The organism is Chryseolinea sp. T2 (assembly GCF_037203685.1).
Taxonomy (GTDB): domain Bacteria; phylum Bacteroidota; class Bacteroidia; order Cytophagales; family Cyclobacteriaceae; genus Chryseolinea.
Map to the genome: position 1 here is coordinate 232,125 of NZ_JBBCAU010000005.1, position 14,748 is coordinate 246,872.

Genomic DNA, 14,748 nt, shown 5'->3' on the forward strand with positions numbered 1-14,748 from the left:
TTTACAGCTCATAGGGCCTGAATCTGGTTAACAAGTCTGTTCAAGCTTGTTCAAGTTTGCCAGGTACGGCCAGAGAAAAGTAAAATGAGTGTCGATCCAACATTTGAAGCCGCGGTTGCTGCACTTGTCAGCAAGATTGAGAAATTGCTCGGATGGGGCAGCGGTCTGGAGTGGTCTACTCATGATTTTGAAAATCTGTCGCGGCAAATTCATGAGCGAACCAGCATTCAGCTCAGCGTTGCAACGTTAAAGCGCGTGTGGAAAAAGGTCGAGTACCGGGGAAAACCAACCATCACGACCCTTGACGCACTCGCCAGTTTTGCCGGTTCCGAAAACTGGCAGCAATTCAGGCACCAATGGAGTTCGGATAATGCGATGGCGACAGCTGAGACTGAACCAACACCTACTATCGCAACTATTCCAACTACTAACAAAAACCGAAAATCAGGTATTGTTTGGATCGGGCTGGCTGCGTGTACCGCAGCCGTCGTATTCTATGTAACGGCGTTCCGTCCGTCGGCGACCAATCGCGGTAAGGCGTTCTCTTTCAGCAGTAAGAAGGTAATTGACAGCGGCGTTCCCAATACTGTAATCTTTGACTATGATGCCTCTGATTGTGAGGATGATGATTCTGTCAGCATTCAACAATCGTGGGACCCGAAGCTGACGGAGCACGTAGATCCGCGGCTCAGGACTCACACGTCAATATACTATTATCCAGGGTTCTTTGATGCCAGACTTAAAGTCAATGGTGAGGTTGTTCAAAAGCATAAGTTAATGATAAAGAGCGACGGATGGCTGTCGCTGCTCGAAACCAGTCCGATGCCGGTCTACTTTCCCCGCGACGCAGCTGAGTTTAATGGCAGCCTGTCTGTCCCGATGGAAACCATACGTCAGACGGGCATCGCGCTCCAACCTGAAGCTCCCTGGTGCAGCTACTACAATGTTGGAGACAAGCCCGTAATTAAGAGCGATGATTTTGTGTTTGAAGCGAGCATAAGGAACGACTTCGGTGAGGGGGCGGCAGCGTGTCGCTATACGGAGGTTCATATTTTATTCGAGGGTGCGGCCATGGTTATTCCTTTAAGCAAACCAGGATGCGTATCAAACCTGGACTTCTATGATAAGAATGGTAAGGTCACGGATTTATCTCCTCTGGGTGTTGAACTGCAGGATTGGGTGAACGTCAGGTTTGAAGTCGCTGATTCTGTGGCACAGGTGCTTATCAATAGCAAAAAGGCTTTTGATCTTATCACGCGCATGGAACCTCTTCCCTGGGTAGGAATGATTTTCAAGTTCAGGGGAGCGGGCAGCATAGACTATGTTCGTGTATCCCGGAAAAATGGTGATGTTGTGTATGAAGAATCATTTGAAGAGACGTCAGATGCTCGCCCGAAACCCGTAAGTTTACTTAACAGTTATTAACCACCCAGCTAACTGTGAATTTACACCGTTAGGAAGTTTGTAACTGTATCGGGCATTCGCCGTTCAATATCCCTTGTGTCCTAAAACCCGAAGTTCACATGAGCAGAACCATTGCTGTGCTGCTGGTATTGTGCGCATGCACGGCCAGTGGTCAGGTGATTAAGAAAATCAAAAAAGCCACCTCAAAAGAGAATCGACAGAAGGTTGTTGGCGGTTGGAAGGAAGACCTCGATCGGGTGCGTGATAGCTTTGATTCAACCGATTTTGATTATGCAATCCTGTTGCTTGATAACTCCGGCCTGTTTGATGTGAAAGAAAAGGGCGAGTTTATGTCAAAACTTGCCACCAGTGGAAGCCTTGTACTTGGTTCTATTGATAGCAGTAAATCAAACGAAATTGAAAAGGCCCGCTTCCAGCTTGAGACTGGGGAGCTTGCCTATGCCACGCGCAAATTCGCCTTTGCCGAAAAGCGTTTTAACAGTGCGCTGACTATATATGAACGTGCATCGCTGACAGGCGAAATTGGATACATGAAGGCGCTTGCAGATCAGGGGTTGCATATAGTACCATGGGAAGGTTTAGTCAGGCCATGGACTATACTACAAAAGCACTGGAACTTCGGAAAGCTACTTTTGGGGAAAACAATATTGGAGTAGCTTCTTCATTGAATAATCTAGCTGTTCTGCAATTCGATCTGGCCAGCTACAACGAAAGTGAAAAGACCTTTGACGCTGCGTTGATCAATATTGAAAAAAACGCAGGCAAGGCAGCCATGCAGTACGCCATTGTTCAAAACAACCGGGCAATGCTTTACCAGACCATCGGTCGGTATGATCAGGCAGATGCGATTCTAAAACAAGCCATTGAAATTGCCGAGAAATTAGGTGACAGCAAATCGAAGAATGGATTGAAGTTCCTTTCTAATCACGCGCTGCTTTACCAGCAGATGGGAAGATATGAAAGCGCTGATTCAATTTATCAGACGATGGAACGTCGCCTGGGAAAAACTAATCCAGACTATGCAAGCATGCTTAACAGCCAGGCTGCATTGTACATGCTGATGGGCAAGGAAGATAAGGTCGAGGAATTGCTGAAGAAATCGCAGTCCATATTCAAGACAAGTTATGGCGGGGAGAGCCTTCCATTTGCGAAAAGCACAAGTGACCTCGGAACCTTTTACAGGTATAAAGAGCGCTACAATGATGCGCAAACACTACTTGACAAGGCGCTGATCATACGCGAAAAGTCGTTGGGTACGGATCATCCGCTGTTCGTGCAATCGCAGGAAGACATTGCCATTCTTTACTGGAAGAAGAAGGAGTATGATAAAGCATACAGCGCTTATAAATCAGTGATGGACAAATCGGTTTCTTTCATCGATCGCTACTTTGCTTCGATGAGTGAGGCAGAAAAAAGCAAGTACTGGGACGTGTTGTCGCCAAGGTTTCAGCGTTTTTACAACTTCGCGATTGAAGCCTCGACCTCTCTCCCATCTGTTCTCCGCGACATGTACGAATACCAGATGGCGACGAAGGCGCTGTTGCTCAGCGCTACCAACCGAATTAAGCGCAACATTCTTGCCAGCGGAAATAAGGAGTTGATCCGTGACTACAATGTGTGGATAGATCAAAAGGAAACACTGGCCCGCTACTATCAGTATTCGAAAGATGAATTGAAGGAACAGAAGATCAATCTGGATTCGATGACATTAGCGGCGAATGCAATGGAGAGAAAACTCTCGGAATTGAGCAAGGAATTCGTGGCTGGCTATGGAGGAAAATCTGCCGGGTTCGAACAGATAAAATCGTCCCTTGCCGAGAACGAGGCGGTTGTGGAGCTGATACGGGTTAGCAAGTACGATCAGAAGTTCACAGCCGATGCGCGTTATGCTGCTCTGGTCATCACCCGGCAAACTGAACTGCCTCGACTGGTTGTTCTCGACAACGGCGCGCAGCTGGACACACGATACGCCAAGTTCTACAGAAACGCCATTCAGCAACGTATTCAAGACGATCACTCTTACGAGCAATATTGGAAGCGTATAGCGGATGCGTTGGGCGACAAGACTGTTGTCTACCTCTCTCCCGACGGAGTTTACAATCAAATCAACGTGAATACCCTTAAGCAGCCGGATGGAGCCTATGTAATAAAGACCTACGACCTCGTTACGCTTGGGAATTCAAGGGACCTGCTTGCTTTGAAGAACAAAAAGAAAACCACACCTGCCAAGAAGGCGCTACTGCTGGGGTTTCCTGACTATGGATCCAAGGACATTGCCGCATTACCAGCGACCAAGATTGAGATAGAGGGTATTAACCGTACCCTTAAGGCAGCGGGTTATGTGGCTAACAGTTTCATGCAAAAAACCGCCAGTGAATCTAATTTAAAAGTTGCCAATAGCCCGACCGTAATGCACATCGCTACTCATGGCTACTTCCTTAAAGATGTTGAAGTGACAGGAACGGGCTTTGGCGTACATATGGAAAACGCAACGGAGAATCCTCTCCTCAGATCCGGATTGATCTTGACTGGTGGCGGGAAGACTGTGAATGGCCAGCAGGAACCCAGTCTCAGAAGTAATGACAACGGTGTTCTTACCGCCTATGAGGCGATGAACCTGAATCTTCAGGGAACATCACTCGTGGTGTTGAGCGCCTGTGAAACCGGGCTTGGCGAAGTAAAGGCTGGCGAAGGTGTGTATGGCCTTCAGCGCGCCTTTCAGGTTGCTGGCGCCGAGGCATTGGTTATGAGCCTTTGGAAAGTTGACGATGCAGCTACGCAGCTGCTGATGACAAACTTCTATACCTCGTGGATCAAACTTGGCGACAAGCACAAAGCCTTTAAACAGGCACAGTTGCAATTGATGGCCAAATATAAAGAACCTTATTACTGGGGAGCATTTGTCATGATGGGAATGTAGTTTGCGATCGTCACCCGATGCTTAAAATAAAGTCGTTCCGCCTATGAGCTGGGGCTTGTGAATTAGCAGGCGTAATCCCTTATTGCGGCGCTGTTCGATTTGAAATGACATCTGCAAACTGCTGCTCCGAATCTCTGCACGCCTCTGTTACCGCTTGTATAGAAAGATTCGCGTACTACACCCATTACTCTAATTTTACCTTTCACTATCTCCCGGCATTGTGTTATCCAGGCACAATGTCCTAGAGGTCGACTGTTGAAAGCAAGCACCCGTATACATGAATGTTGCGAAGTCCGGAATGTGGCCCCTTTTCTTTGCGGGGTACCTGTTAATCAGTTTGTCACTATCATCTTGTAGTGACCCGGGGCCTCCCCGTGTATTGGTGTTCTCCAAAACTAAAGGCTGGAAACACACTTCAATACCGCATGGCATTGAGGCAATCCTGAAACTCGGGAAGGAAAACGGATTCCTTGTAGACACAACTAAGGACGCTTCCTTCTTCGATGACTTCAATCTCAAACAGTATAAGGCAGTAATTTTCAATAATACTACCCGAAATGTGTTGAATCCCGACCAGCAGGCGGCGTTCGAAAGATTCATTCAGGCAGGCGGTGGATTTGTAGGCATCCATTCTGCTGCGGATACAGAGTATGAATGGCCGTGGTATGACAAGCTGGTAGGTGCGCACTTCTCAAGCCATCCACATAATCCTAATGTGCGTCCGGCAACAGTTCGGGTGACCGACAATACCCATATTTCCACGTCAGGCCTACCTGCCGATTGGAAACGTACAGACGAATGGTACAACTACAGATCTTTTTATCCAGGCCTCCATGTGGTGGCTTACCTCGATGAAAATACCTATGAAGGGGGCACTAACGGAGCCGACCACCCCATAGCCTGGTATCATGAGTATGACGGTGGGCGCGCATTCTACACAGGAGGTGGACACACAGATGAAAGCTACTCTGAGCCGTTATTTCTTAAGCACCTTCTCGGTGGAATAAAATATGCAATCGGCGATGGAAAGCTTGACTACCGCAAGGCTTATGCAGTGACTGTTCCAGAGGAAAACCGTTTCGTTAAGACGATCCTGGTAAATGATCTCAACACGCCAATGGAGCTTGATGTGTCGGATGATGGGCGAATTTTCTATACGGAACTTCGTACCGCCAATCTGGGTATGTTCAATACAAAAACCGCCAAGTATTCTCTGGTGCATCAATTTAAAGTATGCACAAAGGGAGGGACCGGCCTTATTGGAGTTACTCTTGACCCCGACTTCGACAATAACAATTTTATTTATCTCTATTACGCGCCACCTACTGATGCAGAACCAATAATGTTCAACCTTTCACGGTTCACATTAACTTCTAATAACACGCTTGACACAACATCTGAGAAGGTATTGTTGCAGGTTCCTGTTCAAGTCAACAGTGGAGCACATCATGGAGGTTCGCTTGCATGGGACAAAAAAGGGAATCTGTATTTGTCTACCGGTGACAGCTCCAGCCCCTTCCCTGCAAATGGTTATGCGCCCTTGGATGAGCGCCAGGGCCAGGAGTATTACAGTCTGGATGCGCAGCGCGGCGCTTCGAATACCAATGACCTTAAGGGTAAAGTGCTCAGGATTCATCCTGAAAAGGATGGCACGTACACCATACCGGAAGGCAACCTTTTCCCACCGGGCACTGAAAAGACCAGGCCTGAGATCTATGCGATGGGATGCAGAAACCCCTATCGAATTGCCGTCAATCCTAAATCCTCTGTGTTGTATTGGGGAGAGATTGGTCCCGATGCCGGCAAGGACAGTGTGCAGGGTCCGCGGGGTTATGATGAATTCAATCAGGCAAAGCGTCCCGGAAATTTTGGATGGCCTTATTTTGTAGGAAACAATCAGGCCTACGCTAAGTGGAATTTCGCTACCAATACTGCAGGCCCTAAATTCAATCCTGCTGCGCCAGTAAACAACTCCCCTAATAATACCGGACTTGAAACTCTTCCACCTGCTCAGGCACCAATCATATGGTATCCGTATGCTTCATCGAATGAATTCCCCGAGTTAGGCCAGGGCGGTCGAAGTGCGATGGCCGGTGAGTTTTATACTTATAGCAGGTCGACCGCGAACAATGCGTTCCCTCAATACTACGATGGTGCACTTTTCGTATTCGACTGGATGCGAAACTGGGTGCTGGCACTTCGGTTTGACAAGAATGAAAACTATGTTCGTAACGAACCCTTCATGTCATCCAATGGCGACTTTCGCCGTCCAATAGACCTGACGTTTGGAAAGGATGGCGTCATGTATATGCTTGAGTATGGATCGGTCTATGGTGCCGATAATGAAGATTCCAGGCTGGTGAAGATTGAATTCAATGATGGCAACCGCGCGCCTCACGCGCAGGCCAGTATTGTTGACAGCGTGGCCATGGCGACCAGAGATAAGATGGTATTTCTAACTTCTGAGCGACGACTGCCATCAGTGAAGCGCGAGGCAACGGGTGGAGTGCCTTTAAGGGTTACATTCAGTAGCAATGGAACGACTGACCCGGACGATAGTGACGAGTTCAGCTATGAATGGTTGTTCGACGGTAAAAGCGTAGGCTCAAAAACTGCTAACCCTGCGTTCACTTTTACAAAACCTGGTGTTTATCAGGTTGTCTTAAGGGTTACAGACAAGTCTGGTGCTGCGGATACCGACACCGTTGTAGTACATGCAGGAAATGCCGCACCTGTTGTTGCGGTCGCGACAACGAGAAATACTTCCTTCTTCTGGGACAACGAAGTGTTTGATTACCATGTGGTGATTATCGACGAAGAGGACGAACCGATTGCACGCTCGCGTGTAGGCGTTACGTTTGGATACAACGCTGAGCCCGCGGCGATGATGGTGGGCGCTACATTAATGGCAAGCAGCGACTGTAAGGCCTGTCACACTATTGACCGGGTTTCTGTCGGCCCCGCATACCGTCAGGTCGCGGAGCGATATAAAAATGATGCTGGTGCGTTGGACAGATTGGCGGATAAGATCATAGCCGGAGGTGGCGGTAATTGGGGTACCGAGCATGTAATGAGCGCACACCCCCAATTGAATAAGCAGGAAGCTGTTGAGATCGTCAAGTACATTATGTCGCTTAATAAGGTGGCTGCGCCCTCGGTAGCAGCCAAAGGAAAGGGCGCTCTCGCGTTGAAGAACCACAAAGCCGAAGAGACACGGGGAGTCTATACGCTCACGGCCAGTTATACTGATGGCGGCGCCTCCGGATCGAATCCAAATACCACTACTACCGTGATTAACCTCAGACCATCCAAAGTCCTGGCCATATACACCGACCAGCAATCGGGCTTCGCAAGATTCGGAAACAGTCTTGCCAATGGTGATCATAAGTCGTTCCTGCTGCTTAAGAACATAGATCTGAGTCACATCGGAGGATTCCGGTTCGAATACGCATCTAAGGAGAAGGCTGGAGAGATTGAAGTAAGACGGGATTCTCAGGCTGGCCCGGTGATTTCACTCACCAGCTACGCGGCCACCGGCTCCTGGGATTCCGTAGCAACGGTGCCTGGCTATTTGCATGTGCCCGTGAGCGGACGTCACGATCTTTACTTCATCTTTAAAAAGCCTCAGAAGCCGAACGAAGACATCATCAACATCAAGTCAATTACTTTCGACCAGGAAGCCAAAAAGAAGTAAGCTCCTCTGGTGAGTTATTGTACACGAACGGAAAGCATATGATCCACCTGGAGCGACGAGAATCCTAGTTTCTCACCCACCATGTGGATCAATTCTTTTTCCGCCGCTGCGAAGTCTCCGTCGACCCAGGCCAGCTGAATCATCTCTTCCAGCTGGCGTTCGCGATCATGCGTATTCTGCGGGATCAGATAGATGTATTCTTTGGCTTTAGATAACATGAAGTTCAGCCGGTCAAGCGGAATGTCATTTGAATAGGCAATTTTTGATAGGGCTACACGCTCGATGTCTTTGATGCTTCCGTCGGCAGCACAAAGCGAAACGAGGTTTCTGAAGTGTTCAAGTCTGGTGGGGTCAATCATGAATATTAGGCAACAAGGTGAGAAAACGTAAACTGAAGTTAACGAATTGACTATTCCCCAGCATTGGTCCCCTCGACCAACGTAGTGCGGCGCCGATTGTTGGAACGTTTGCGGGGTTTAACGCAACCACCCTGAAGCCTGAAAACTGGCCCGAGAATCGCGATCAAAATTCATCAAGGTAGAATCTTGATGGCCGCGGAACCCATATGAGCAAGACGGCGTTATCTATTATCTCCGGGCGCTTCAGCCCAGTCGGCGAGGATAGCCCAACCTTATTTATCAGAATGCAGTTAATTGCTGGTATTCTCCTTCTAACGCTACTACATACAGACGTTATACAGGCATTATAGAGACATCATACAGGCCTTATACAGATGTATGTCCCGTGTCCAGTTAGTATCCAATCGTAGTCCGGATGGACTCCGTATGCACTGCCAATAAATCTCACATAGAGGATCGGTCAAACAGAGCACTGTCAACCCACGTTGCCTTTCAAGACTATTCAATTCCCAGCCGCCTGTTCATGAAGCTGAGAGTTGGCAAACCGGAAGACCTGATCCACTACGCCAGGCGACTTCAGATTGTGCCCCAGTCCCTTTGTAACGATTAACTCTGAACCTTTCCATGCCGCGTGAATACGCTGCGAGTGCTTTACCGACGTTTCGTTGTCCTCTTCATCATGGATCAGCAGACCCGGAATGGTGAGGCTAGCCGCAAAGAAGGGTGTAGAGAAAAACTCTGGTGGCGCCTGAAATAACTTTGTAAAATGCTGGACCAGTATTTCCCGCGTACGGGCTGTGAGTGATAATGTCCGTTGATAATGATCGATGAATTCCGTTGCCTCTCCTGGGGCAGCAAGGGTAATCAGGGTGCGGGGTGTTATCTCCGGATACTTGTAAAGACCGTAAAATGAAGCGAATGTCCCCATGGAGTGCCCGACAATGGCATCGGGTTGACCATACTGTTCTACGAACGCTTTCAATGTATCGGCGTATAGCGGAACGGTAGTGCTGTTTCCCTCGGATTGACCGTGCGCCGGGGCGTCAAAGGCAAAGACCGTATATCCCGCATCTCGAAAAGTTTCAATGTAGCGCTTCCAACGATAAGTATGGCTTTCCCATCCATGCAGAAAAAGTATGCTACGATCGCCATTGCCCCAACGGTATACCTGAATGCGTAGGCCCTGAAACTCCATCGACGATTGATCAGCTGTTTTGAAAAAAGCCAGATGCTTTCTCGTAACGGGCTGACGTCGGGGATGTCCGAATATCTGGAACGCTGCTTTTGCCGCTCGTTCAGGGTCGAGAACTGCCAGCACGTTCAACCATACTCCCAACGACTTAATGATCAGTTTTTTCATTGTCGCTTAAATTACATTCAATTATACATTGTCCCGTACGATACCAATCGGTATCTACCTGTACAAAAAAAATCAGCGGATCAAAGTGGCCACCTGTTTGTCAAGATGGGCAATAACGCGCTTGATGTCTTCGTCGTTACCACTGAGCTTGCTCATCATGATAGCTCCTTCCAACGATGCTATCATCAGCGTGGCAAATTCGCTTACGTCGATGTCAGTCCTCAGCTGATTATATCGAATCCCATTTTCCAACACACGAACAATTGAATCACGCATTTCACGAAGGATCCTTAGCGCCGCACGACGAAGCGCCGGATGAGAATCGTCTGCCTCAATGGCCGCATTCAACAATGGGCACCCACCTTTCAACGGCGGTTTCGTTATATAAGATTCGAAGAAATGAAACATCGCCCTCAATTTGGCAGGCGCCGTAGTTTCAGTTTTTATGCAAGTCCTGAGTTTGTCCAGCATCAGGGAGGACAAATGCGCCAGCGTTGCTACCTCAAGGTCGACCTTACTTTCAAAGTGTCGATAGATCGCGCCCTTTGTATATCCAGTTGCTTCCGTGATGTCGCTGATCGACGTAGACTTATACCCTCGTGTATTAAACAGGATACCTGATTTCTTAAGAATGGTTTCGCGTGTAGCCTCCGGGTCTCGCATTTACGAAGATACCAATCGGTATCTTCATTTGCAATGTGGGCGGCAGCTTACTCTATCACTAACGACAACATTCGAGTGCATGATCAGAAAACACTTGTTTTCGATGTTAAGAATTTCTTATTTATTTCCGACAAATATGCACGACCCCTACGTTCTCTCCGCCGAAAACATCAAAGAGCCACCTCAGACCTTTGCTGGCCGGCTAAAGTTTCTCGGCCCCGGCTTTATCTTATCTGCTTCCATCGTTGGTTCGGGCGAACTTATCGCCACCTCTACTCTTGGAGCCACTGCCGGGTTTCATGCCTTTTGGATCATCGTCATCAGCTGCCTTGCAAAAGTTGCCGTTCAACTGGAGTTCGGGAAACACACAATACTTACAGGTCGTACGGCCATGCAATGCTTCAATGGCTTACCGGGATTGAGAATTGGAAGAAGTCATTGGAGTATCTGGGTCATACTTACGCTCATCCTGCTGAAGATTATACAACTGGGCGGCATGATCGGCAGCACGGCAATTGTGCTCAATCTGCTTGCTCCGAACATTCCATTGAAACTTTGGCTTGCTGTGATATCCGTCTCTCTGTCCCTACTGCTATTTAAGGGATTCTACAGCGTCGTGGAGCGTTCCTCGCTCATCATGACCGTGTCTTTTACTGTACTTACTATCGGTGCCGTCGCTGCCCTTGCTTTCACTCCATATGCGATTACTCTGGATCAGTTTCTCAGCGGCTTCGCTCTTCACTTCTCACCCGAAATCGTTACTGTGGCTATTGGCGCCTTCGGTATTACTGGTGTCGCCAGTGACGAAATCATAGCCTATAACTACTGGTGCCTCGAGAAAGGCTATGCTACCTACACCGGCCCCCGTGATGACAGTGCCGACTGGAATAGACGCGCCCGGGGCTGGGTGCGCGTCATGTACCTCGATGCCATTGTGGCTATGATCATCTACACCTCGGTAACGGCGGCGTTCTACCTTTTGGGAGCAGCCGTCCTTCATGCCCGCGGTGTGATTCCCCAAGGCAATGAACTGATAGAAGCAGTGGCTTTGATATACACCGAATCATTGGGACCAGGCATACGAATCGCCTATCTCGTTGGCGCGTTCTTCGTTCTCTATTCGAGCCTTTTTGCTTCGCTAGCGGCGTGGTCGCGAATGTACAGCGACATCTTTGGGCAAGTTGGATGGATCAATTTCTATGACATTTCTCTCCGGAAGCGTTTGATTGCGATATTAGCTTGGGTATGTCCGCCGCTTTGGGTTGCTGCCTTCCTCTTCGTAAGCCTGCCTGTAGTGATGATCCTGTTCGGTGGAATAGTTGGATCGATTCTTTTGTTAATCATTGTTTACGCAGCCTTGAATTTCAGATATCGTCAATTCCAGCTCGAGCCTCCAGGTGTGCTCTACGATTCTGCTCTTTGGTTCAGCATAGTGTCAATATGTTTTGTGGGGTTGTATGGCATATGGAATGTGGTGTTTGCCTGATTAGCAAGGGACAGATTTGATCCTGTTGCCACTGTGTCGTATCTTGGAACATCAGTACACAGTCTGAATACTAAATAATTCATTGTTCTTTTCATTGTTCTTTATTATCTCAACGACTATGATCAACAGAAGGAAATTTATCGGACAGGTAACAGCGGGAGTAGCAGGCATCACCATCGCGCAGGCTGGATTCGCGAACATTATAGTTCCACAAAAGAAGGACAAGCTGGGCATTGCCCTCGTCGGGCTGGGCTACTATAGCAAGGATCTGTTAGCCCCTGCGTTGCAGCTTACTAAACATTGTAAACTTGCAGGAATAGTTTCCGGGACGCCGTCAAAGATCGAGTCATGGCAAAAACAATACAACCTGCCCGATAAGAACTGTTATTCGTACGATAGCTTTGACAGCGTTGCAAACAACCCGGACATTGACGTCATATATGTTGTTCTGCCTCCCTCAATGCACGCTGAGTACTCCATCCGCGCCGCGAAAGCCGGTAAGCATGTATGGTGCGAAAAGCCTATGGCACCAAGCGTCGCGGATTGCAAAGCGATGATCGATGCGTGTAACAAGAACAAAGTGAAACTCGCCATCGGATACAGAATGCATCATGAGCCCAATACACAAAAGCTCATGCAACTGGTGAAAGATAAAACGTATGGCAAGACAACAAAAGTTGCTGCAAATGCAGGGTATGTTGACCCTCGTACGGATCACTGGAAACAAAAGAAATCTTTAGGAGGCGGTGTAATGGGTGACATGGGCGTTTATCCCTTGAACGCCGCGAGATACAGCACCGGTCTGGAACCTATAGCGGTAACGGCAAAAGCATCAACGACACGTCCTGAGATCTATAAAGAAGTGGAAGAAACCATGGATTTTACTCTCGAGTTTCCAGGCGGCGCCACTGCCGTTTGCCAGGCGAGCTTTGGCAAGAGTATGAATGACCTCCAGGTAGATTGCGCCAAAGGCTGGATCAAATTCTCGCCATTCTCGGCATACAACGGCGTTAATGGCGTTGCCAGTGATGGAATGAAGCTGAATGCTCCGATTGAAAATGAACAATCAACTCAAATGGACGACGATACTCTTGCCATCCTAAACAATAAGCCTCTTCTTGCTCCCGGCGAGGAAGGACTCAAAGACATCGTTGTTGTCGAGGCGATATATCGTTCGGTTGCCGCCAACAGCAGAGTTAAAATATAGATACTAACCCAGCCCAGTTCATCAGATTCTCTGCAGTTCAAGATTGGTAACAAATTCATTTTGCGGTGAATATAGCATTGTACTGGGAGCCCATGTATGCTCCCCATCGCACGTTTATGCCGGCGTTAATTCCCGTTGCAACTCTATGAACCTGAATGCCTGAAAATGAATAGGTCTTTCGGATGTTTGTGCCATGACAGTAAACGATATCCAGAAGTCCATCTTTATCCAGGTCACCAATCCAGGGCGTTGAAGAAATATTGCTTCCGGGAGATGCATCACCCAACTGAAGCACTTCTTTATTTTTAAAGTCCACGAGCGTCAGCACATTCTGAAATTCTGCCTGGTTAAGATCATTTAGTACTTCAATATTAACATTCATCAGTGCTTCGTCTATTCCATCTTCATCGACATCTATCACCACTGGCGTGCTGGTCTGATACGTTCCCAACGAATCAATGAATGCTATCTGCCCCGATGCCCCGTTGATCAAACACTGTTTACTCGAGCCCAGGTCGGGCCATGTACCAACAGCGTAGGTCAGGAAGAAGTCTGGAACATTGTCGTCTCCGGTGAAATAGCCCGGAGCAATTGAGCTATAGGCCTCAGTGTTGTCGAGCTTTACTGTCCATATTGAACGATGTGTAACGCCATCAAAAGCGATACATTTTCCCTCCACCGCGTTGGCGATAATGTCTGCATTGCGGTCACCATTAATGTCGGCCCACAACGGAGGTCCTATGTAACCCTTGGAAGGACTTCGATCAAGAAGTTCCGAGTTTCTGATGTCACCTTTCATAATGTCTGAAAGTTTCGTCAAATACAGGCCACCCCCAATGGTTTCTCCTCCAGTTCCAAAGAGCACGTCGTAGTCGCCGTCGGCACGTCGCTTTGGCACAGGCGACATATATGTTTCCTTTCCATCCGGAACCTCGGCAACGGCCAACAGTTTTCCGGTCATTCCGCTAATGACTACCAGATGACCAGGGTGGCGATCCTTGGTCTCATATGGCGCTGCGCGTACATTGCCCCCATTAGCGATGATGATATCGTCTGTACCATCGTTGTCCTGATCGTCAATAAACTGCCCATTGTAGAAATTAAACCAGCGAGTATTTCCCTGTTTCCGGTCGAATCGCCAGATAATACTTCCATTACTGCCATTGATGGCAAACAATTCCGTTGAACGTCCCGCCATGAAGATATCATCGATACCATCGGCGTTGATATCCTTGAATATAGCTGACGTGAAAATGTGATCACTTGATGCTACATGCCATAGCATCTGCCCCGTCCTTCCATTCAGCGCCACAACGGCAGAATCGCAGGGTTTAAACTCTTCACGTCCCAGGCCGATTATAATGTCACCGACACCGTCATGATTCAAATCGCTTATGCGAGGAGAGGAAAAGATGCCAACACCACCGATACGCTTTTCCCACGACTTGAGCCTTGGCGTTTGCCCAAACGAAATACCTGAGGACGAAAGTAGAATGAAAATGAACGCTAACACGCGGTACTCCCTCACACATGTCGCTCTCATTGGGGTGGATAGTTTACTCAAAAAAGGTACTAAAGTTCTTCCGTCAAAAAAAATCCCCTCCGAGAGCCGCTGACGTATTCATGGGTGGCGG

Annotated in this window: 10 protein-coding genes; 6 read left to right on the forward strand and 4 right to left on the reverse strand. The window is 48.2% G+C overall.

Annotation, left to right across the window (positions count from 1 at the left end):
• Positions 1–84 precede the first annotated feature (84 nt).
• The 4 genes from WBG78_RS17760 to WBG78_RS17775 all read left to right on the forward strand — a co-directional run bounded on the left by WBG78_RS17760 (position 85) and on the right by WBG78_RS17775 (position 8,039).
• On the forward strand, positions 85–1,425 hold the full coding sequence (locus WBG78_RS17760) for a hypothetical protein (RefSeq protein WP_337327807.1): 1,341 nt from the start codon (positions 85–87) through the stop codon (positions 1,423–1,425).
• A gap of 98 nt (positions 1,426–1,523) precedes the next feature.
• On the forward strand, positions 1,524–2,081 hold the full coding sequence (locus WBG78_RS17765; protein WP_337327808.1) for a hypothetical protein: 558 nt from the start codon (positions 1,524–1,526) through the stop codon (positions 2,079–2,081).
• Complete coding sequence (locus WBG78_RS17770; protein WP_337327809.1) at positions 1,994–4,345, forward strand: CHAT domain-containing tetratricopeptide repeat protein; 2,352 nt, start codon at positions 1,994–1,996, stop codon at positions 4,343–4,345. The genes WBG78_RS17765 and WBG78_RS17770 overlap by 88 nt, the downstream gene beginning before the upstream one ends.
• A gap of 337 nt (positions 4,346–4,682) precedes the next feature.
• Positions 4,683–8,039, forward strand: coding sequence for a ThuA domain-containing protein (locus WBG78_RS17775; RefSeq protein WP_337327810.1), 3,357 nt, complete (start codon positions 4,683–4,685; stop codon positions 8,037–8,039).
• A gap of 14 nt (positions 8,040–8,053) precedes the next feature.
• Here WBG78_RS17775 and WBG78_RS17780 read toward each other — a convergent pair whose 3' ends face one another.
• The 3 genes from WBG78_RS17780 to WBG78_RS17790 all read right to left on the reverse strand — a co-directional run bounded on the left by WBG78_RS17780 (position 8,054) and on the right by WBG78_RS17790 (position 10,421).
• On the reverse strand, positions 8,054–8,398 hold the full coding sequence (locus tag WBG78_RS17780; RefSeq protein WP_337327811.1) for a hypothetical protein: 345 nt from the start codon (positions 8,396–8,398) through the stop codon (positions 8,054–8,056).
• Positions 8,399–8,900: 502 nt separating this feature from the next.
• Positions 8,901–9,758, reverse strand: a complete 858-nt coding sequence (locus WBG78_RS17785; protein WP_337327812.1) for an alpha/beta fold hydrolase — start codon at positions 9,756–9,758, stop codon at positions 8,901–8,903.
• A gap of 72 nt (positions 9,759–9,830) precedes the next feature.
• Positions 9,831–10,421, reverse strand: coding sequence for a TetR/AcrR family transcriptional regulator (locus WBG78_RS17790; protein ID WP_337327813.1), 591 nt, complete (start codon positions 10,419–10,421; stop codon positions 9,831–9,833).
• Positions 10,422–10,557: 136 nt separating this feature from the next.
• Here WBG78_RS17790 and WBG78_RS17795 point away from each other — a divergent pair, with 136 nt between their 5' ends.
• Entirely contained in the window at positions 10,558–11,907 is a 1,350-nt protein-coding gene (locus WBG78_RS17795; protein WP_337327814.1) for an Nramp family divalent metal transporter, read from the forward strand.
• Positions 11,908–12,025: 118 nt separating this feature from the next.
• Positions 12,026–13,114 carry a Gfo/Idh/MocA family protein gene (locus WBG78_RS17800; RefSeq protein WP_337327815.1) on the forward strand — a complete coding sequence of 363 codons (1,089 nt, stop codon included), beginning with the start codon at positions 12,026–12,028 and terminating at the stop codon, positions 13,112–13,114.
• 55 nt (positions 13,115–13,169) lie between these two features.
• On the opposite strand, the gene WBG78_RS17805 is transcribed toward WBG78_RS17800, so the two are convergent.
• Complete coding sequence (locus WBG78_RS17805; protein WP_337327816.1) at positions 13,170–14,657, reverse strand: hypothetical protein; 1,488 nt, start codon at positions 14,655–14,657, stop codon at positions 13,170–13,172.
• Positions 14,658–14,748: the final 91 nt, after the last annotated feature.